Raw genomic sequence first — 18,863 nt, forward strand, 5'->3', positions numbered from 1 at the left:
GGTGTTTCCGGGACGGGCCCGCGCACCGGAAAGCAAGAGGCGCATTGGCACCATTCGTGCTAGCACCGTTGACACCAAATTGTTCACAGCTAAAGTATTTAGCCATCAACGGTTTGATGTCGCCGGTGCCGCATGGGGCGGTGCCGGTGCGTTGTCTGCATCCTTCCCGCCGGAGAATCCATGCGCCACCTGCCCCCGAAGTCGCCCGCGCTGCCGCGCACCCTGCTCTCGCTGCTGCTGTGCGGCTCGACCCTCGCCACCGCGGTGTCCGCCACCGCCGCCCCTGTCAAGGTGGGCCTGGCGCTCGACATCTCCGGACCTTTCGCGGCGCTGGGCGCCGAGGCGCGCGACGGCTTCGCGCTCGGCATCAAGCAGCTGGGCGGCAAGCTCGGCGGGCAGGACGTCGAGTTCGTGCAGGCCGACATGGCCGGCAGCCCCGACCAGGCCAAGCAGCTGGTCGACCGCATGATCCAGCGCGACAAGATCGACCTCTTCAGCGGCCCCATCGGCTCCAACGTGGCGCTGGCCGTGGGCCCGACCCTCTTCAACGCCAAGGTGCCGTATCTCTCGGCCAACGCCGGACCCAGCCAGTTCGCGGGCGCGCAGTGCAATGCCTACTTCTTCGGCACCGCCTACCAGAACGACCAGTTCCACGAGGCCGCCGGCAAGTTCGCGCAGGACCGGGCCTTCAAGAAGATCGTGCTGATCGCTCCCAACTACCCGGCCGGCAAGGACGCGCTGGGCGGCTTCAAGCGCCAGTTCAAGGGCCAGGTGGCCGACGAGCTCTACACCAAGCTCGGCCAGATCGACTACGCGGCCGAACTCGCGCAGCTGCGCGCGGCCAAGCCTGACTCGATCTACTTCTTCCTGCCCGGCGCGATGGGCATCAACTTCATCAAGCAATTCGTGGGCGCGGGGCTGTCGAAGGACATCACGCTCGTGACCAGCGGCTTCTCGGCCGACGAGGACGTGATCGGCGCCGTGGGCGAACCCATGCTCGGCCTGTTCAACACCTCGCACTGGGCGCACGACCTCGACAACCCCGCCAACAAGGCCTTCGTGGCCGCGTTCCGCAAGGAATACAACGGCCGCTATCCGTCGGTGTACGCGGCGCAGGCCTATGACGCCATCCTCGCGATGGACGCGGCGGTGAAGCAATCGGGCGGCAACGCGCAGAACCGCGAAGCCGTGGTGGCCGCGCTGAAGAAGGCCAACTACGCATCGACGCGCGGCAGCTTCAAGTACGCGAACAACCACTTCCCCATCGAGAACTTCTACCTGCGCGTGATCGGCAAGGATGCGCAGGGCAAGGTCACGAACAAGCTGATCAATACGGTTCTCACGAACTACGGCGACAGCTACGCAGACAAGTGCCCCCTGAAATAGGCTCGCCCCCAGGCTTCGCGCACTTCGTGTCGCTTCTCCTTCCCCCTACCGGGGGCGACACCTGAGGCCCGGCAAAGCCGGTTCCTCGGTGTCTCCCGAATGAATGCGGGCAACCCTCTTGATGATCCTATGAGTGGAATTCTTGTTCTGGAGCAGCTGCTCAACGGCCTCGGCTATGGGCTGATGCTGTTCCTGCTGGCTGCGGGGCTCACGCTGGTGTTCGGCATCATGGACGTGCTGAACCTCGCGCATGGCTCGCTCTTCATGGCCGGCGCATACGTGGCGGCCGAGGCGCACACGCGCACCGGTTCGTTCGCGGCGGCCATCGTCATCGCGGTGGCGGTCACGGTGGCGGTGGCGCTGCTGCTCGAGGTGCTGCTGATGCGGCGGCTCTACACGCGCGACCATCTCGCGCAGGTGCTCGCCACCTTCGGCGTGATCCTGGTGGCCGACGACATCGTGAAGATGGCCTGGGGCCCCTCGCCGGTGATGGCGCCGACGCCCGCCGCGCTCTCGGGCCCGATCGACCTGATGGAGGGCCTGCCCTACCCGGCCTATCGCCTCGTGATCCTCGTCGGCGGCCTGCTGGTGGCGCTGGCGCTGTACCTGCTGGTGAACCACACGCGCATCGGCATGCGGGTGCGCGCGGGCGCATCCGACCGGCCCATGGCCGAGTTGATGGGCGTGCGCGTGGGCCGCATCTTCAACGGCGTGTTCCTGCTCGGCGCGGCGCTGGCGGCGCTGGCGGGGGCGCTGATGGGGCCCATCGTCGCGGTGCAGGTCGGCATGGGCGAGGCCATCCTGATCCCGGCGCTGGTGGTGCTGGTGATCGGCGGCATCGGCTCGGTGCGCGGCGCCTTCGTGGCCGCACTGCTCGTGGGCGTGGTCGACACCGTGGGCCGTGCCTTCGTGCCGATGCTGCTGCGTGCCACGCTGCCGCCGGCTACTGCAGCCGACCTGGGGCCGCTGTTTGCCGAAGTCGCGATGTACGCGCTGATGGTGGTGGTCCTCATCTTCCGGCCCTCGGGCCTTTTCTCAGCACGCGCATGAAGTCTTCACGCTACATCGGACTCGGGCTGCTCTTCGTGCTGCTCGCGGCGTTTCCGCTGGTCGCGCCCGTCTTCGGGCTCGAGTTCTACATCGGCTTCGTGCGGCGCGTGCTCATCGTGGCGCTCGCGGCCGCGAGCCTCAACTTCGTCCTCGGCTTCGGCGGCATGGTGGCGCTGGGGCACGCGGGCTTCATCGGCGTGGGGGCGTACACGGTGGTCGCGCTCAGCGACGCGGGCGTGATGTCGGCGTGGGTGATGTGGCCGCTGGCCGCGCTCGTGGCCGGCCTCGTCGCGGCGCTGATCGGCACGGTGGCGCTGCGCACGCGCGGCGTGTACTTCATCATGACCACGCTGGCCTTCGCGCAGATGCTGTACTTCGTGGTGGTGTCGCTGCGCCGCTATGGCGGCGACGACGGCTACACGCTGATGTCGCGGCCAACGCTGCTGCCCGGGCTGGACCTGGGCAGCGAGGCGAACTTCTACTGGGTGGTGCTGGCCATCGTGGCGCTCGCGCTGTGGTGGCTGCACCGCGCGACGCTCTCACGCTTCGGCCATGCGCTGATAGGCATCCGCGACAACGAGACGCGCATGCGGGCGCTGGGCTATCCGGTGTTCCGGCTGCAGCTGGTGGCCTTCACCATCGCGGGTGCCATCGCGGGGCTGGCCGGCGCCTTGCTCGCGGGCGGCAACGGCTTCGTGAGCCCGGCGACGATGCACTGGACGCAGTCGGCCACGCTGCTGGTGATGGTGGTCATCGGCGGGCTCGGGCGCAGCTGGGGCGGGCCGGTGGGGGCCGTCGTGTGGCTGGTGCTCGAAGAGGTCCTGAAGCAGCACACGGAGCATTGGCACATGCCGCTGGGGTTGTTGCTGATTGCCGTTGCCCTGTGGGCGCCCAAAGGGTTGGCCGCATTGTACAAGCGCCGCTTGCCCCTCACCCCAACCCTCTCCCCAGAGGGGAGAGGGAGTAAAGCACCATGAGCCTTTTCAGAATCGAAGGGTTGGTCAAGCGCTTCGGCGGACTGCTGGCGACCGACCATGTGAACCTCACGGTGGACCACGGCGAAGTGCATGCGCTCATCGGGCCCAACGGCGCCGGCAAGACCACTCTGGTGAACCTGATCACCGGCCTGCTGAAGGCCGATGCCGGGCGCATCCTGCTCGACGAGATCGACATCACGAAGCTGAAGGACCACCAGCGCGTGGCCGCCGGCATGTCGCGCTGCTTCCAGGTGACTCGCGTGTTCCCGAAGGAGACCGTGCATGACAACCTGATGCTCGCGGCACAGGCTCATGCGGGCAGCAGCCTGCGCTTCATGGCGCCGCGCGCGAAGGAGCGCGACCTCGTCGATCGCGCCATGGCGCTGGCCGACCGCGTCGGCCTCGGCGCCGAGCGCGCACGCATCGCGGGGACGCTGCCGCACGGCGCGCAGCGCGCACTCGACGTTGCGCTGGCGCTCGCGGCCGAACCCAAGCTGCTGCTGCTCGACGAGCCGATGGCCGGCATGGGCCCCGACGAATCGGCGCGCATGGTGGAGCTGATCGAGTCGCTGCGCGCGTCGATGGCCATCCTGCTGATCGAACACGACATGGACGCGGTGTTCCGCCTGGCCAACCGCCTCACCGTGCTGGTGCAGGGCAAGGTGCTGATGAGCGGCACGGCCGACGAAGTGCGGGGCCATCCCGATGTGCAGGCCGTCTACCTCGGCACCGAAGCGGAAGGGCATACATGACTCGCCCCCAGGCTGCGCGCACTTCGTGTCGCTTCGCCAACCCCCTTGCGGGGGCAACACCTGCGGCCCGGCGGAGCCGGTTCCGCGGTGTTCCACGAATTGGAAACACCCACCTCGTACTTCATAGTGCGACGAGGTACTGAGATGCTGCTCGAAGCGAAATCCATCGAAGCCGGCTACGGCGCAAGCCAGGTGCTGTTCGGCATCGACCTCGACATTCGCCCCGGCGAAGTGCTCGCGCTGCTCGGTCGCAACGGCATGGGCAAGAGCACGCTGCTGAAGGTGCTGACCGGCACGCTCTCGCCGATGCGCGGCAGCGTTCACTTCGACGGCGCGGCCATCGGCGGACACAAACCCGACGCCATCGCGCGGCGCGGCGTAGCCATCGTGCCCGAGGGCCGGCATGTGTTTCCGAACCTCAGCGTCGACGAGCACCTGCGCGCCTTCGCAAGGCCGCGCCCCGGCAGCGCGCCGCGCTGGACCCTCGAGGCGCTCTACGGCCTGTTCCCGCGCCTGTCCGAACGCAAGGCCAACGCCGGCAACCAGCTCTCGGGCGGCGAGCAGCAGATGCTGGCCATCGCGCGAGCGCTGTCGACGCACCCGCGCCTGCTGATCCTCGACGAAGCCACCGAAGGCCTGGCCCCGGTGATCCGCGAGGAGATCTGGAACTGCATCGCCACGCTCAAGGCGGAGGGCGAAGCGATCCTGGTGGTCGACAAATACGTGCAGCGCCTGCTGCCGCTGGCCAACCGCCACGTGATCCTCGAACGCGGACGCGTGGTGTGGCAGGGCGACTCGGCGGCGCTGGATACCGACCGGTCGCTCTGGACGCGCTACCTGGGCGTGTAGAGGCTGCCTTGCCGCCGGTTCACGACTGCTGCGGCTACCGGCCCCGAGCGCGCCGAACGCCTTGTGCGGCACCGCAGCGGCCTGCGCGCGACCGCCATGGATCGGCACGCACATCGCGAAGACCGCGTCGCAGGGCCCACCCGGCGCATCGGTGACGAGGTCGAGCTGCTCGCCTGTCTTGCGCCGCTGTGCCTGCAAGTCCGTCTCATGGGTAAAGCTGCCCAGGCATCGAGCAGTGCCGCGGCGCGCGCAGCGCGCGCAAGCCAAGCATCAGCACGATCGCCGAACAGCACGCGATGCCCGCCACCATCGGCAGCGGCGTGCCATTGGCGAACGGCGACACCAGCGCGACCATCACCGCGCCGCCCGCGAAGTTCAGCGTGCCGAGCAGCGCCGAAGCGGTGCCGGCGCGCGCCGCATGACCTTCCATCGCGACCACGAAAGCCGACGGGACGATCACTCCGTTGAGTCCGTAGACGACCACCAGCAGGCCGACCAGCACGTCGAGCCGGTCGACGCCCGCCAACGTCAGCACCAGCAGCACCCCCGTGACGGCGGCATGCGCAATGACCGCCGTGCGCAGCACGCGCCGGATGCCGAAGCGCGCGGCGAGCCAGCCGTTGGCCTGCGAGACCGCGATCATCGACACCGCGTTCAACGCGAACAGCACGGCATACATGCGCGGCGAGATGCCGTAGTGCGTGCTCATCACGAACGACGAGTTCGCCACGTAGACGAAGAAGCCCGACAGCGTCAGAGAGGCCATGAAAGCCACGGCAAGGAAGTGCCTGTCGCGCAGCAGCGCGCCATAGGCGGCCATCGCGCCGCGCAGGCTGCTGTGCGCTCGCGCGGCCGGCGGCCGCGTCTCGGGCAGCAGCACCGCCACCATCGCCGCGGCGAGCACCGCCAGCGCACCGAGCACCCAGAACACGGCGCGCCAGCTCGCGGCGTCGGCCACGAAGCTGCCCACCAGCGGCGCCAGGATCGGCGACACGCTGTAGACCAGGATCAGCAGCGACATCAGCCGCGCCGCCTCGGTGCCGGTGTGCAGGTCGCGCACCACCGCGCGCGGCGTCACCATGCATGCGCAGGCGCCGAGTCCCTGCAGGAAGCGGAAGGCGATCAGCACGCCGATGCCCGGTGCCAGCGCACAGCCGATGCTCGCAGCGACGAACACGGCAAGGCCCGCGTACATCGGCCGCTTGCGCCCGAACATGTCGGACAGCGGACCAGCCACGAGCTGGCCCGCGCCGGTCGCAATGAAGAAAGCCATCAGGCTGGCCTGCACCGAATGCACATCGGCGCCAAGCGCATGGCCGATGGCAGGCAGCGCGGGCAGGTACATGTCGATGGCGGAAGGTCCGATCGCGGTGAGCAGGCCCAGCACGACGGCGTAGCGTGAAAGTTGAGCGTTCGAGGAGGACATGAGCCGATGGTCACGCTTCGAACTGAATGATTGAATAATCAACAAGCCACTTTTCTTATTCATTCGTACAGAAGAAAACATGGATCCGTTGTCCGATGTCCTGTCGATGCTCACGGTGAGCAGCACGCTCTCCTCGCGCTTCGAGGCACGCGGCCGCTGGGCATTCCGCTATCCCCACTACGACTCCCACATCAAGCTGGGCGGCGTGCTCACGGGGCGGCTGAGGCTGCAGATCGGGGACAAGGGCCCGGCGGTCCTGCTGGAGGCGGGCGACTTCTACCTGCTGACCAACGGCCAGCCTTTCACTTCCTCCAGCGATCCGCCGGGTCCGCTGCAGGACGGCATACGGGTCAGCCGCGACCACCGCGGGCCCGACGGCGTGCTGCGCTACGACGGCCGTGGTGCAGGGGATGCCGGGGCGGTCACCATGGCGAGCGGCCGCTTCACGCTCGACAGCGAAGCCGGCGAGCTGCTGCTGCGCCACCTGCCGCCGCTGATCCACCTGCGCGCGAGCGACCCCGGCGCGCGGCCGCTGGTGGGGCTGCTCGACCTGCTGGGCTGGGAGACGGCCGAGATGCGGCCGGGCGCGTCGATCGCCCGCACGAATCTCGCCTCGCTGGTGCTGGTCCAGGCCTTGCGCGTGTACCTGGCGAATGCGCCGCAGCCCGAGGGCTGGCTGGGCGCGATGGCAGATGCGCGCATCGGCGAAGCCCTCTCGCGCATGCATGGAGACATCGCGCATCCATGGACCGTGGAACGCCTCGCGCAGTCGGCGGGCATGTCGCGCACCGCCTTCGCGGTGCGCTTCAAATCGCTGACGGGATCGACGCCGCTCGACTACCTGGGCGGCTGGCGCATGACGGTGGCACGCAATGCGCTGCGGCACACCGACGAAGCCATCGCGCGCATCGCCGAGCGCATCGGCTATCAGTCGGAAACTGCCTTCAGTGCCGCCTTCCGGCGGATGGTGGGCGAGAGCCCCGGGCGCTTTCGCACGCTGAGCCGCAGCGCGGCTACACCGAGCGCGTGATACCGCCGTCCACCCGCAGGTTCTGGCCCGTGATGTAGCCCGCGCCTTCCGAGGCGAGAAAGCCGATGACGGCCGCGATCTCCGCGCTCTTGCCGTAGCGGCCCATCGGAATGCGCGAGCGGAACTCGGCCTTCTCCGGCAGGCTGTCGATGAAGCCGGGCAGCACGTTGTTCATGCGCACGTTCTTCGAGGCGTAGGTGTCGGCGAAGAGCTTGGTGAAAGCCGCGAGGCCCGCGCGGAACACGCCCGAGGTGGGGAACACCGGATCGGGCTCGAAGGCCGCGAAAGTGGAGATGTTGATGATGGCCCCACCGCCCTGCTGCACCATCAGCGGCGCGACCAGCCGCGCGGGACGCACCGCGCTCAGCAGGTACACGTCCATGCCGCGATGCCAGTCTTCGTCGGTGATGTCGAGGATGGGCGCGCGCGGCCCGTGGCCTGCGCTGTTGACCAGCACGTCGACGCGGCCCCACTGCGCCACGACCTTGTCGACCAGCCGCTTCAGGTCGTCGTTCGACTGGTTCGAGCCAGTCACGCCGATGCCGCCGAGCTCGGCGGCCAGCGCCTCGCCCTTGCCCGACGACGAGAGGATGGCCACGCGGAAGCCGTCGTCAGCGAGCTTGCGCGCCGCGGCGGCCCCCATGCCGCTGCCGCCGGCGGTGACGATGGCTACTCTTTTCTGGTCTTCAGAAGACATTTGTGATTCCTTTGTTCATGCGAGAGAACGCATTTAGCCAAGGAATCCAGTCTCCTGCCAGATGGGGACTTGCGGGTGCGCCGGGGGTGCGTACGAATGAGTCCGGATGCTCCACTCCCGCGATTGAAACGAAGATCAGGCTGTCGGCAAGGTCGCCTGCATCGAAGCCCGCTGGTTGAACACCTTGAACCACTTCGCGCTGTTCGGCGCCTCGGCGCGCCAGTCCACCGAGGGAAAGCGGAAATCCATGTAGCCCAGCGCGCAGCCGAAGGCGATGGTGCCGATGTCGACGCGGTCGCCGAACGAAGGCGCGGCGGTCTCCAGCCATTCGAGGCCGGTGCGTACCTTGGCGAGCTGACCGTCGGTCCAGTCGGACCAGCGCAACTCTTCGGGGCGCAGCACGGTCTCGTAGCGTGCGAGCAGCGCGGCGCCGGTCATGCCGTCAGCAAGGGCGAGTTCGGTGAGGCGGGCCCAGCGCTCCTTGCCATCGGCCGGAAACAGCTTGCCCGACTGCGCGGCGTCGAGGTACTCGCAGATCACGCGGCTGTCGAACAGAACCTGGCCGTCGTCGGTGATGAAGGTGGGCACCTGGCCGAGCGGGTTCTTCGGGATGATGGTGGCATCGCGCTTCACCGGGCCGGCCGCGCTGGGCAGCTTCTCGATGCGGTCGGCAACGCCGAGCTCGTGGGCCACGACCATGCACTTGCGCACGAAGGGGGAAGCGGGGGAGAAGAAGATTTTCATGATGGTGACCTTGTTTCGGCTGAGTCGCCAGAACGCACTATGCGCGAGCCGCCGGCTTCCTGATGCGCAGCATGCCCTCTTGCGCGGCCGAGGCCACGAGCCGGCCGTCGCGCGCGTAGAGGCTGCCGCGGCACAGGCCGCGCGCGCCGCCCGCGCTGGGCGAGTCGAGCACGTACAGCAGCCAGTCGTCCATGCGGAAATCGCGGTGGAACCACATCGCATGGTCGAGGCTGGCGGGGCGCACCTGGCCGCTCATGAAGCTCAGGCCGTGCGGCAGCATCGCGGCGCGCAGCAGGCCGTGGTCGGAGGCGTAGGCCAGCAGCGCGCGGTGCACCATCGGGTCGTCGGGCAGCGGCGCGATGGCGCGCATCCAGATGGCGCTCTGCGCCGAGGTCGGGCGCGGCAGCGGCGTCATCAGGTCCTCGGGGTCGACGCGGCGGTACTCGATGCCGTGCGGCTGGATCGCCTTGGTGCGCCAGGGCTCGGGCAGGCGGTCGCCGAGGGCGATGCGCTGGTCGAGCTCGCTGATGAGGCCCTCTGGGCCGGCCACCTCGGGCATGTCGAACTGGTGCTCGACGCCCTCGTCCACGGTCTGGAAGGAGGCCGACATCTCGAAAATGATGCGCTCCTGCTGGCGCGCCACCACGTGGCGGGTGGTGAAGCTGCGGCCGTCGCGCACGCGATCGACGCTGTACTCGATGGGCGCATGCTCGCCCGGCAGCAGGAAGTAGGCGTGCATCGAATGCACCGGGCGCTCGGCGCCCACCGTGAGGCTCGCGGCCATCAGCGACTGGCCCAGCACCTGGCCGCCGAACACGGCCGGCGTGCCGATGTCCTCGCTCTGGGCCCGGAAGCGGTCGCCGCCCAGAGGCTCGAGCTGCATGAGCGAGACGAGTTCGTCGACGAGGCGGGAGGCAGTGGCGGGATCGGTGGTCATCGGAGGGGAAAGCAGTCGGAAAGCAACCCTCGACCATAGCAAAGCCCGCGCCCGCCGGCTGTCGCGGGCCTGTCAGCGGCTGCTATTTGAAGAAGCAGACGTCCATGAGCCGCGCGCGGCAGCTGTAGTCCGTGCCGCCCTGCACCACGGCCAGCGGCGCCCCGCCCAGCACCAGCGAGCCGTCGGCGGCGCGGCCTACCGGCGTGGGCGCGGCCTTGTCGGCGGGGCCGCTTGCGGTTTCCTGCTCGACGTAGTTCAGGTAGCGGGTGCGCGAGAAGTCGACGCCCTCGCCTTCCTTCAGCACGCCGGCCTCGTAGCGCTTGCCCCTGACGGTGCCGAAGTAGCGCAGCGCCGGCCCGGTGCGGTCGCCGTACTTCACCTCGGTCTTCGCGAAGCCGGTCTGCGTGAGAAAGGCCTGGTCGTCGGCCGACAGGTCGGCGTCGAAGGCCAGCAGCACGTACTGCCCTTCGAAGTTCTGGTTGCGCTCCACCTTGAACTCGCCGACCAGCGCGGGCGTGATCCGCGTGCGCCCGTCCCAGCGCAGGATGGAGGCCACGGACGGGTCGCCGTCGAACACGTAGTGGTGCTTCTCGCCGACGATGACCAGCTTGCGGCCGTCCTTGCTCGCGAGGAAGCTCACCATCGCCTCCTTGCCGTGGACGGGCTCGCCCTCCGGAGTGCTGGCGCAGCCCAGGAGCACGAAGCCGGGAGCGGCGCAGGAAAGGGCCAGGAGGACGCGGCGCATGGCGACCGGCAACGAAATGGCCGGCAACGAAGGAAGGTTCACGTTTCGTCCGGGGTCGAGTTCATCCTGCCCCGGACTCTAGCGCGCCCCGGCGCTCAGCGGTCGAGGTCGACGCCGTCGGCTGCCAGCTTTTTCTGCAGCGCCGGGATGTCGACCGCCGCGAAGTTGCCCGCGCCCAGCGACGCCGCCGCCGTGCCCGCGGCCTGCCCCATGACGAAGCAGCCGCCGCTGGCGCGCGCGGCCGACTGGCCCTCGTGCGTCATCGACGCGCAGCGCCCGGCCACCAGCAGGTTGTCGAGCGTCCGCGGCACCAGCATGCGCCAGGGCAGGTGGTTGTAGGCGTTGTCCTCGTCGCGCGGGAAGGCCCACTCGATGCGACCGTCGGCGTGCATCTCCATCGGCCAGGCGTTCAGGCCGATGTTGTCGTCGAACTTCGCCGAGCCCAGGATGTCCTCGCGGCCGAGCGCATACAGGCCCTGGATGCGCCGCGTCTCGCGAATGCCGACCTGCGGCGCGATCTCGACGATGGCCGACTGCGCGAAGCCCGGCACCTCGGCCTTCAGGAACTCGAAGTACGCGGCGATCTGGCGGCGGCCCGTGAGCTCGCCCTGGCTGAGCTCGCGCGCGTCGACGCCGTTCATCGCGCGGCCCTCGGAGTTGCGGATCTGCGTGACGTTGGCGCGCCACTCGCGCGGGTCCTTGTTGGGCCGCAGGATCGCGCCCTCGCGCGGGAACTTGTAGACGCCCGGCTTCTGCTGCTCGGCGCGCGCCATGAAGTCGTTGATGGCCTTGAACTCGCCCACCGCCTCCAGCGCGGCCGGCGCATCCACCTGGCCGATGCGAAACATGGTGGTCGGAAAGAGGCCGCTGCCATGGCCGTCGCCCACCTCGAAGGGCACGCCCGCGAAGGCGGCCACGTCGGCGTCGCCGCTGGCGTCGATGAAGGCATTGGCGCGGATCGCCTGGCGGCCCGACTTGGTCTCGACCACCAGCGCCGCGATGCGCTTGCCGTCGAGCACGACCGCGGCGGCCAGCGCATGGAACAGCAGCTTCACGCCCGCTTCGTCCAGCATCTGGTCGGCGGCCAGCTTGTAGGCCGAGGTGTCGTACGAGCGCACGCAGATGCGCCCGCCCATGCCGTTCTGCGGCTGGTTCATGCCGTTGAAGCCGGCGATGCGGTCGATGAGTTCGTCGACCACGCCGCGCACCAGCTGCGTCATCTCGCCCTTGCGCTTGCCGTACAGGCCCGCGAAGTTGGTGACGCCGCCGGCCGTGCCCATGCCGCCGAGAAAGCCGTAGCGCTCCACCAGCAGCGTGTTCGCACCGTGGCGCGCGGCGCTCACGGCCGCCGCGATGCCGGCGGGGCCGCCGCCGACCACCACCACGTCGTATTCGCCGAACACCGGCAGCGCGCGCGCCGGTTCGTTCAATGTCTGGACTGTCATCACTGCAACTTGATGCCGCGGGCCGAGATGATCTTGGTCATGATCGCCGCCTCTTCGTTGACGCGCGTGCGCATGCCGTCCGGCGAGGTGCCCACGGCCTGCCAGCCCTGCTCGAAGAGCTTGCGGCGCACCTCGGGGCTCTTCATCACGATCTCGAGTTCGCGGCTGATGCGCGCCTGCGCCACCTTCGACAGGTTGGACGGGCCCAGCAGCGCCACCCACACTTCGAGGTTGAAGTCCTTCACGCCGGCGTCCGCGAGCGGCGGGATCTCGGGCACCAGCGCGCTGCGTCCGCCCGTGAGGCCGATGGCCTTGAGCTTGCCGGCCTTGATCTGCGGCATGGCCACGCCCGGCGGGATCAGGCCCATCTGCACCTGGTCGCCCAGCATCGCGGTGATGACCTGCGGGTTGCCCTGGTAGGGCACGTGCTCGGGCTTGAAGCCGGGCACGCGGGTCTTGAGCAGCTCCATGCCCAAATGGCCGACCGAGCCGATGCCCACCGAGCCGTAGTTCCACTTGTCGCCGGCCTTGCGGCCTGCGTCGAAGAAGGCGGCGCCCGAGGGCAGGTTGTTCTGCGCCACCAGCACCAGCGGGGCGGTCGCGATCAGCGAGAGGTACGTGAAGTCCTTGACCGGGTCGTACGGCAGCTTGGGGTACAGCATCTTCGACGACGTGAGGTTGCCGTTGATGACGATGCCCAGCGTGTGGTCGTCGGTGGCCTTGGCCACCTGGTCGGCCGCGATGTTGCCCGAGGCGCCCGCCTTGTTGTCGACCACGATCGGCTGGCCCAGCGCCTTCGACAGCGGCTCGGCGATGGTGCGCGCGGCGATGTCGGGCGTGGAGCCACCGGGGAAGCCCACGAGCAGGCGGATCGGCTTGGTCGGCCAGGCGGCGTTGTCGGCATTGGCGCTCAGGGGCAGCGCGGCGGCGGCGGCCAGACCGCAGGCAATCAAAAGGGCTCTCTTGGTAGCTTGCATGAAGGGAAAGTGTGAAAAAGTTGTCAAAAGACCAAAGAGGGCCAGCTTAACTGCCGGGCAAGACACCGGGCAAGGCCGAAGCCCGGCGCGCCCTCTCTATTCGAGGCTGATGTTGCCCCTTCGCACCAGCTCACCGTAAATCTTCGACTTGGCCTCGGCATTGCGCTCGATTTCCTCGGGCGACCATGCCAGCGGCTCGAAGGCGAAGGTGTCGAAGCGGGCGCGGATCTCGGGATCGGCGATGACCTTGGCCACGTCGGCATTGATCTTCGCCTTGATGGCCGCCGGCACGCCCTTGGGCGCGAGCAGCGACACGAATGAATTGACTTCCAGCGAAGCCGGTCCGCCCGCCTCGGCCATGGTCGGCACGTCGGGCATCTGCGGAATGCGCCTGGTCGCAGCCACAGCGATGTAGCGCAGCTTGCCGGCCTTGTAGATGCCCTGGCTCGACGGAATGCTCGCGAAGGCCCACGGCACCTCGCCGGTACCCACGTTGGAATACAGCTGCGACACCTCGCGGTACGGCGCGTGGCGCATGCGGATGCCGGTGAGCGCTTCGAGCTGCTGCGCGCCCAGATGACCCGGACTGCCCACGCCCCACGAGCCGTAGACGATGCCGTCGGGGTTCGCCTTGGCCGCGGCGATCAGGTCGCCCATGTTCTTCCACTTCGAGTCGGTGCCCACGGCCACGAAGAAGGGCGTGCGAAAGAGCGATGCCACCGGATCGAAATGCTGCAGCGTCACGAAGTTGCGCGACTTGTACAGGTGCGGCAGCGCGGCGATGTGCTCGCTGTCCAGCTGCAGCAGCGTGTAGCCGTCGGGTGCGCCGCGGCGGGCCTGGTCGATGGCGATGAAGCCGCCGCCTCCAGGCCGGTTGTCGATGACCACGCGCTGGTTCCACAGGCGCGATAGCTTGTCGGAGACGAGGCGCAGCACCGCGTCGGGGCCGCTGCCGGCGGCGAAGGGCGTGACCAGGGTCACCGGCTTGCTGGGGTAGTCGCCGGACTGGGCCAGCGCCGCCGTCGCAGCGCTGAGGGCCAGCATGCCTGTGAGCAGTGCGCGCGAAAAGTTCATCTCTCTTGTCTCCTGGGCCTTCGGCCTCGATGGTTGTGAACGTTGGGGAAAGAAGAAAACGGGATTCAGTGCGGCGAAAGCTCGACGGCGCCGGCTTCGACCCGGGCCGAGGGCGAAGGCCGCAGCGACTCGGGCGCGTCGTCCAGGCAGCGCTCGGGCCGCCAGGCATAGAGCCATTCGACCGCGTCGTAGAAGCGCTCGGGCGTGCGGCCCGGCCACAGGCTGTTGCGCACCAGGCGCTCCACGCCCTTGGCGTGATAGAGCCGCCCCATCTCGCGCACCGACAGCACCACGCGCGCCGTGCGGGCGACGCGCGCCGCCTCGTAGAGCTTGAAGGCGGCGGGCATGTCGAAGCCGCAGGCCTTCACCGCCTCGCTGAGCGTCACGGCGTCTTCCAGCGCCATGCACGCGCCCTGCGCGAGGTACTGCATCATGGGATGCGCCGCGTCGCCCAGCAGCGTGGCAGCGCCTTCGCTCCAGCGCTCGACCGGGTCGCGGTCGGCGGTGCTCCAGCGGCGCCAGGAGGTCGGGCGATCGAGCAGCTGGCGCGGGCGCGCATGCACGCCCTCGAAGTACGAGAGCACTTCTTCCTTGCTGCCGTCGGTGACGCCCCACTCTTCCTTCTCGCGGCTGTGGAAGGTGACGACCAGGTTGTACTGCTCACCGTGGCGCAGCGGGTAGTGCACCAGGTGGCAGTTCGGGCCGGCCCAGACCACGGGCGCGTTCCAGCGCAGGTCGGCGGGCATGTCGGCCGCCGGCACCACGGCGCGATACACCACGTGGCCCGACACGCGCGGCGCGTCGCCGATGAGCCTGCCGCGCACCACCGACTTCACGCCGTCGCAGCCGACGATGGCGTCGGCCTTGAAGCTGCGGCCGTCGCGAGTGACGGCGGTGACGCCCTGGCCGCCCAGATCGATGGACTCGACCTGCGCCGAGGTGTGGAAGCGGATCAGCGGATGCTGCTTCACCGCCTCGTGGATCGCGCCGTGCAGGTCGGCGCGATGGCTCACCGCGTAAGGATTCCTGAAGCGCGCGCGGAAGGCTTCGCCGACCGGCACCGAGGCCACTTCGCCGCAGTCGACGGCGTCCATCATCACCAGCCGGTCGGTGAAGACCGAGCCCCGTCGCACCGCCTCGCCCACGCCCAGCGCATCGAGCGCCGCGAAGGCATTGGGGCCGAGCTGCAGGCCGGCGCCGATCTCGCCGATGGTGGCGCTCTGTTCGAGCAGGTCGATGGAAACGCCCAGGCGCGCGAGCGCCAGCGCGGCGGCCATGCCGCCGATGCCGCCGCCGACCAGCAGCACGGTGGGAGAGTTCTTCGAAAGGGTCATGGCGGGCCTGCGCTTTCAGGTCGAGGCAATCACTCGATATGGACAGTGAGCGACGGCAGGCGCTCGATGCTCACCTTGATGGTCTGGCCCGGCTTCACCGCGCCCACGCCCTCGGGCGTGCCGGTGAAGATCAGGTCGCCGGGCTGCAGCGTGAACAGTGTCGAGAGGTTGGCGATGACTTCGTTCACCGACCAGATCAGGTGGGTGATGTCGCTCTTCTGGCGCACCTCGCCGTCGACCTCCAGCACGATGGCGCCGGCGTTGATCTCGCCCACGTCGGCCAGCGTGCGCAGCGGCGCGATGGGCGCGGAGAAGTCGAAAGCCTTGCCGATCTCCCAGGGACGGCCCTGCTCGCGCATCTTCATCTGCAGGTCGCGGCGGGTCATGTCCAGGCCCACGGCGTAGCTGTGGATGTGGCTCGCGGCCTGCTCGACCGGGATGTTGGCGCCGCCCTTGCCGATGGCGACCACCAGCTCGGCCTCGTAGTGGTAGTTGCTGGTGAGCGGCGGGTAGGGAATCGAGACACCCTTGCCGTCGGCCACCGGCACCACCGAGGCGTCGTCGTTGGGCTTGCAGAAGAAGAAAGGCGGCTCGCGGTCGGGGTCGAAGCCCATCTCGCGGGCATGGGCGGCGTAGTTGCGGCCCACGCAGTAGACGCGGCGCACCGGGAACTGCTGGTCGGAACCGACGACGGGAATGCCGACGATGGAGGGAGGCGTGAAGACGAAGGACATGGGGAACTCCTGCCGCTCAGGGCGGCACACGGTCAGACAAGAAGAAAGAAAAAGAGGAAACCGGATCAGGCGTCTTCGAGGAAGGCTTCGCGCAGGATGCCCATGGCCTGCTGCACGGGACGGTCGGAGAAGCTGAAGAGCACCGCGTCTTCGTTCGGCGACGAGAGCTTCAGCGTCGCCCACGAGGGCACGACGAAGGTGTCGCGCGGGCCGAAAGTGAAGCGCTGGCCCGCGATCTCGGCCGTGCCGTGGCCCTCGACCACGCTGTACACCGCGCCGTCGGTGGCGCGATGCGCCTTGCCTGCGAAACCCTTCGGAAGCAGCTGCAGGTTGGTGGCGATGGTCGGCATCGGCGAGCCGCCGGTCAGCGGGTTGATGTAGCGCAGCTTGTGGCCCAGCCAGGTGTCGGGCGCTTCCTGCTTCTGCAGCTGGGCCAGCGCCTCGCGGCTGCGCGCATAGGGGTAGTTGAAGATCGGCGAGGTGGCCGATGCGTGGTCGTGCCGAACCGGCACCATGTTGTGGCCGAAGCGCGCGAGGCTGTTGCCCTCGGGGCGCGAGACGTGCTGCACCTTGGAGTCGTCGTTCTCGGCGAAGCCTGCGTCGAAGAAGCGCAGCATCGGGATGTCGAGGCCGTCCAGCCACACCACCGGCTCCACGCTGCCGCCTATGCCTTCGTTGCCATGGTCGTGCCAGGCCCACGAGGGCGTGATGATGAAGTCGCCGGGGTACATGGTGGTGCGTTCGCCGCCCACTGTGGTGTAGGCGCCCTTGCCGTCGACGATGAAGCGCAGCGCCGACTGCACGTGGCGGTGCGAGGGCGCGACCTCGCCCGGCATGATGAGCTGCAGCCCGGCGTAGAGCGACTGCGTGATCGACGAATTGCCGGGCAGCGCCGGGTTCTCCAGCACCAGCACGCGGCGCACGGCCTCCTCGGCGGTGATGAGGTCGGCCGACTCCATCAGCAGCGGGCGGATCTCGTCGTAGCGCCACAGCGCGGGCACGCAAGGCGTCTGCGGCTCGCGCGGCACCAGGGCATGCAGCGACTCCCACAGCGGCGTGAGGTGCAGCGGGCGGATGCGGTCGTAGTAGTCGCGGCGCTCGGCCGCGTTCGAGGGGGCGGGTTTCATGGGGCGGGTGTCTCCGTTGGCGGCATTGTTGGCCCGCACCACTATTTCCTCAAGACCGGCAGCCAATACACGGAATTCGAAATTTCGATAATGGTGCCTTTCGCCGTAAGCAGGAGGCCCGCATGTCGAAACTCGATCTCGAATGGCTCGCCGTGTTCGACGAGGTCTACAAGACCGGCAACGTCTCGAAGGCGGCCGAGCGGCTGGGCATGGCGCAGGCCGCGGCCAGCACCGCGCTGAACAAGCTGCGCGCGCACTTCGACGATCGCCTGTTCACCCGCACCGCCCAGGGCATGCAGCCCACGCCGCATGCCGAGCGCATCTACCCGAACCTGCGCGAGGCGCTGGCCCAGATCGCGCAGGCGCAGGGCAACCGCAGCAGCTTCGATCCGGCGCAGGCGCAGCGGCGCTTCCGCATCTGCATGACCGACATCAGCGAGGTGGTGCTGCTGCCCGGCCTGCTCGACCACCTGCGCCAGGCGGCGCCGGGGGTGCACATCGAGACGGAAATCATCTCCACCATCAGCGGCCGCCGGCTGCAGGACGGCGAGGTCGACCTGGCCGTGGGCTTCATGCCGCAGCTGGACGCGGGCTTCTACCAGCAGACGCTCTTCATGCAGAACTTCGTCTGCCTGGCGGCACGCAACCATCCGCGCATCGGCACCAGGCTCACGCGCAAGCGCTTCGAGGCCGAGGCGCATGCGGTGGTGTCGACCTCGGGCACGGGGCACGCCATCGTCGACACCACGCTCGCGCGGCTGGGCCTCAAGCGCAACGTGGTGGTGCGGCTGTCGAGCTTCCTGAGCGTGGCGCGCATCGTGGCGCAGACCGAGCTGATCGTGGTGGTGCCGCGCATCCTGGGCAAGGTGCTGGCCACGCAGGAGCCGGTGAAGCTGCTGGAGCCGCCCTTCGTGCTATCTGATTACGCGGTGAAGCAGCACTGGCACGAGCGCTTCCATGCCGACCCGGGCAATGCCTGGCTGCGGCGCACGCTGGCGCAACTGTTCAGCGGGAGCTAGCCGAGCGTGCGTGCCGGGACGACCGGCGGCGTCCGCAAGCGGGTGCCCGCTCGCATAATCGCGGCTCCCCACTTCATAGTCACAGCCACATTCACCAAAGGCGGCCTCCCATGTCCTCGATCACCCTGCGTTTTCTCGCCGAGCCCAGCACCGTCAACTTCGGCGGCAAGGTCCACGGCGGCACCGTCATGAAGTGGATCGACGAGGCCGGCTATGCCTGCGCGACCAGCTGGGCCAAGCGCTACTGCGTCACCGCCTTCATCGGCAGCATCCGCTTCCACCGGCCGATCATGATCGGAGACCTCGTCGAGGTGGAGGCCCGCCTCGCCTACACCGGCAATACCAGCATGAACATCTCGGTCGAGGTGCGCAGCGGCGACATGAAGGGCGGCGCGATGGAAAAGACCACCGAATGCCTGATCGTGTTCGTCTCGGTCGATTCGCACGGCCGTCCGCTGCCGGTCGTGCCCTACGTGCCCGGCACCCCCGGCGAAATGGCGCTGGCCGAACGCGCCAAGACTCACCTGGACGCGAGCCGCGCGGCCGGCTCCTCGGTCTGA

Annotated in this window: 18 protein-coding genes and 1 pseudogene; 8 read left to right on the forward strand and 11 right to left on the reverse strand. The window is 68.7% G+C overall.

Annotated features, from left to right (window positions below; all coding sequences use genetic code 11):
- Positions 1-180 precede the first annotated feature (180 nt).
- From AC1VNX_RS32485 to AC1VNX_RS32505, 5 genes and pseudogenes are all read left to right on the forward strand, one after another.
- Positions 181-1,386, forward strand: a complete 1,206-nt coding sequence (locus AC1VNX_RS32485) for an ABC transporter substrate-binding protein (protein WP_483161623.1) — start codon at positions 181-183, stop codon at positions 1,384-1,386.
- A gap of 129 nt (positions 1,387-1,515) precedes the next feature.
- On the forward strand, positions 1,516-2,436 hold the full coding sequence (locus AC1VNX_RS32490) for a branched-chain amino acid ABC transporter permease (protein WP_483161624.1): 921 nt from the start codon (positions 1,516-1,518) through the stop codon (positions 2,434-2,436).
- Positions 2,433-3,413 (forward strand): branched-chain amino acid ABC transporter permease, encoded by a 981-nt coding sequence (locus AC1VNX_RS32495; RefSeq protein WP_483161625.1) that lies wholly within the window; start codon positions 2,433-2,435, stop codon positions 3,411-3,413. Before AC1VNX_RS32490 ends, AC1VNX_RS32495 begins: the two co-directional genes overlap by 4 nt.
- The gene (locus tag AC1VNX_RS32500) at positions 3,410-4,165 is read left to right on the forward strand and encodes an ABC transporter ATP-binding protein (RefSeq protein WP_483161626.1); all 756 of its coding nucleotides are present in this window, start codon (positions 3,410-3,412) and stop codon (positions 4,163-4,165) included. The genes AC1VNX_RS32495 and AC1VNX_RS32500 overlap by 4 nt, the downstream gene beginning before the upstream one ends.
- 210 nt (positions 4,166-4,375) lie before the next feature.
- Positions 4,376-5,014, forward strand: a pseudogene (locus AC1VNX_RS32505) (ABC transporter ATP-binding protein); the annotation flags it as partial.
- A gap of 205 nt (positions 5,015-5,219) precedes the next feature.
- Here AC1VNX_RS32505 and AC1VNX_RS32510 read toward each other — a convergent pair.
- Positions 5,220-6,440 (reverse strand): multidrug effflux MFS transporter, encoded by a 1,221-nt coding sequence (locus tag AC1VNX_RS32510; RefSeq protein WP_483161627.1) that lies wholly within the window; start codon positions 6,438-6,440, stop codon positions 5,220-5,222.
- A gap of 79 nt (positions 6,441-6,519) precedes the next feature.
- Between AC1VNX_RS32510 and AC1VNX_RS32515 the strand changes: the two genes are divergently transcribed.
- A complete protein-coding gene (locus AC1VNX_RS32515; RefSeq protein WP_483161628.1) occupies positions 6,520-7,470 on the forward strand; it encodes an AraC family transcriptional regulator in 951 nt (316 codons plus the stop codon).
- Here the strand turns inward: AC1VNX_RS32515 and AC1VNX_RS32520 are convergent.
- From AC1VNX_RS32520 to gtdA, 10 genes are all read right to left on the reverse strand, one after another.
- Positions 7,454-8,167 (reverse strand): SDR family oxidoreductase, encoded by a 714-nt coding sequence (locus AC1VNX_RS32520; RefSeq protein WP_483161629.1) that lies wholly within the window; start codon positions 8,165-8,167, stop codon positions 7,454-7,456. The genes AC1VNX_RS32515 and AC1VNX_RS32520 overlap by 17 nt on opposite strands.
- A 135-nt stretch (positions 8,168-8,302) precedes the next feature.
- Positions 8,303-8,911 (reverse strand): glutathione S-transferase, encoded by a 609-nt coding sequence (locus AC1VNX_RS32525; RefSeq protein WP_483161630.1) that lies wholly within the window; start codon positions 8,909-8,911, stop codon positions 8,303-8,305.
- Between the two features lie 37 nt (positions 8,912-8,948).
- Entirely contained in the window at positions 8,949-9,848 is a 900-nt protein-coding gene (locus AC1VNX_RS32530) for an acyl-CoA thioesterase (protein ID WP_483161631.1), read from the reverse strand.
- Positions 9,849-9,930: 82 nt separating this feature from the next.
- A complete protein-coding gene (locus AC1VNX_RS32535; RefSeq protein ID WP_483161632.1) occupies positions 9,931-10,593 on the reverse strand; it encodes a hypothetical protein in 663 nt (220 codons plus the stop codon).
- Positions 10,594-10,688: 95 nt separating this feature from the next.
- Complete coding sequence (locus AC1VNX_RS32540) at positions 10,689-12,038, reverse strand: FAD-dependent oxidoreductase (protein WP_483161633.1); 1,350 nt, start codon at positions 12,036-12,038, stop codon at positions 10,689-10,691.
- Positions 12,038-13,015: a Bug family tripartite tricarboxylate transporter substrate binding protein gene (locus tag AC1VNX_RS32545; RefSeq protein WP_483161634.1), complete on the reverse strand. Its 978-nt coding sequence runs from the start codon at positions 13,013-13,015 to the stop codon at positions 12,038-12,040. Before AC1VNX_RS32545 ends, AC1VNX_RS32540 begins: the two co-directional genes overlap by 1 nt.
- A 96-nt stretch (positions 13,016-13,111) precedes the next feature.
- Positions 13,112-14,089 carry a Bug family tripartite tricarboxylate transporter substrate binding protein gene (locus AC1VNX_RS32550; protein WP_483161635.1) on the reverse strand — a complete coding sequence of 326 codons (978 nt, stop codon included), beginning with the start codon at positions 14,087-14,089 and terminating at the stop codon, positions 13,112-13,114.
- A gap of 65 nt (positions 14,090-14,154) precedes the next feature.
- A complete protein-coding gene (locus tag AC1VNX_RS32555; protein WP_483161636.1) occupies positions 14,155-15,423 on the reverse strand; it encodes a 3-hydroxybenzoate 6-monooxygenase in 1,269 nt (422 codons plus the stop codon).
- A 29-nt stretch (positions 15,424-15,452) separates the two neighbouring features.
- Positions 15,453-16,157, reverse strand: coding sequence for a fumarylacetoacetate hydrolase family protein (locus AC1VNX_RS32560; RefSeq protein WP_483161637.1), 705 nt, complete (start codon positions 16,155-16,157; stop codon positions 15,453-15,455).
- A gap of 65 nt (positions 16,158-16,222) precedes the next feature.
- Complete coding sequence (gene gtdA / locus AC1VNX_RS32565; RefSeq protein ID WP_483161638.1) at positions 16,223-17,284, reverse strand: gentisate 1,2-dioxygenase; 1,062 nt, start codon at positions 17,282-17,284, stop codon at positions 16,223-16,225.
- 122 nt (positions 17,285-17,406) lie between these two features.
- Here gtdA and AC1VNX_RS32570 point away from each other — a divergent pair, with 122 nt between their 5' ends.
- Both AC1VNX_RS32570 and AC1VNX_RS32575 read left to right on the forward strand, forming a co-directional pair.
- On the forward strand, positions 17,407-18,303 hold the full coding sequence (locus tag AC1VNX_RS32570; RefSeq protein WP_483161639.1) for a LysR family transcriptional regulator: 897 nt from the start codon (positions 17,407-17,409) through the stop codon (positions 18,301-18,303).
- Positions 18,304-18,413: 110 nt separating this feature from the next.
- The gene (locus AC1VNX_RS32575) at positions 18,414-18,863 is read left to right on the forward strand and encodes an acyl-CoA thioesterase (protein WP_301503748.1); all 450 of its coding nucleotides are present in this window, start codon (positions 18,414-18,416) and stop codon (positions 18,861-18,863) included.

This window comes from Variovorax sp. TLI9-5A, from assembly GCF_056867935.1.

Bases quoted from the DNA above. Each gene is read 5' to 3' on its own strand.
- AC1VNX_RS32560 (WP_483161637.1), bottom strand. From the start codon at position 16,157: ATGTCCTTCGTCTTCACGCCTCCCTCCATCGTCGGCATTCCCGTCGTC.
- AC1VNX_RS32545 (WP_483161634.1), bottom strand. From the start codon at position 13,015: ATGCAAGCTACCAAGAGAGCCCTTTTGATTGCCTGCGGTCTGGCCGCC.
- AC1VNX_RS32520 (WP_483161629.1), bottom strand. From the start codon at position 8,167: ATGTCTTCTGAAGACCAGAAAAGAGTAGCCATCGTCACCGCCGGCGGC.
- AC1VNX_RS32490 (WP_483161624.1), top strand. From the start codon at position 1,516: ATGAGTGGAATTCTTGTTCTGGAGCAGCTGCTCAACGGCCTCGGCTAT.
- AC1VNX_RS32495 (WP_483161625.1), top strand. From the start codon at position 2,433: ATGAAGTCTTCACGCTACATCGGACTCGGGCTGCTCTTCGTGCTGCTC.
- AC1VNX_RS32525 (WP_483161630.1), bottom strand. From the start codon at position 8,911: ATGAAAATCTTCTTCTCCCCCGCTTCCCCCTTCGTGCGCAAGTGCATG.
- AC1VNX_RS32485 (WP_483161623.1), top strand. From the start codon at position 181: ATGCGCCACCTGCCCCCGAAGTCGCCCGCGCTGCCGCGCACCCTGCTC.
- AC1VNX_RS32555 (WP_483161636.1), bottom strand. From the start codon at position 15,423: ATGACCCTTTCGAAGAACTCTCCCACCGTGCTGCTGGTCGGCGGCGGC.
- gtdA (WP_483161638.1), bottom strand. From the start codon at position 17,284: ATGAAACCCGCCCCCTCGAACGCGGCCGAGCGCCGCGACTACTACGAC.
- AC1VNX_RS32530 (WP_483161631.1), bottom strand. From the start codon at position 9,848: ATGACCACCGATCCCGCCACTGCCTCCCGCCTCGTCGACGAACTCGTC.
- AC1VNX_RS32550 (WP_483161635.1), bottom strand. From the start codon at position 14,089: ATGAACTTTTCGCGCGCACTGCTCACAGGCATGCTGGCCCTCAGCGCT.
- AC1VNX_RS32510 (WP_483161627.1), bottom strand. From the start codon at position 6,440: ATGTCCTCCTCGAACGCTCAACTTTCACGCTACGCCGTCGTGCTGGGC.
- AC1VNX_RS32515 (WP_483161628.1), top strand. From the start codon at position 6,520: ATGGATCCGTTGTCCGATGTCCTGTCGATGCTCACGGTGAGCAGCACG.
- AC1VNX_RS32535 (WP_483161632.1), bottom strand. From the start codon at position 10,593: ATGCGCCGCGTCCTCCTGGCCCTTTCCTGCGCCGCTCCCGGCTTCGTG.
- AC1VNX_RS32500 (WP_483161626.1), top strand. From the start codon at position 3,410: ATGAGCCTTTTCAGAATCGAAGGGTTGGTCAAGCGCTTCGGCGGACTG.
- AC1VNX_RS32575 (WP_301503748.1), top strand. From the start codon at position 18,414: ATGTCCTCGATCACCCTGCGTTTTCTCGCCGAGCCCAGCACCGTCAAC.
- AC1VNX_RS32570 (WP_483161639.1), top strand. From the start codon at position 17,407: ATGTCGAAACTCGATCTCGAATGGCTCGCCGTGTTCGACGAGGTCTAC.
- AC1VNX_RS32540 (WP_483161633.1), bottom strand. From the start codon at position 12,038: ATGACAGTCCAGACATTGAACGAACCGGCGCGCGCGCTGCCGGTGTTC.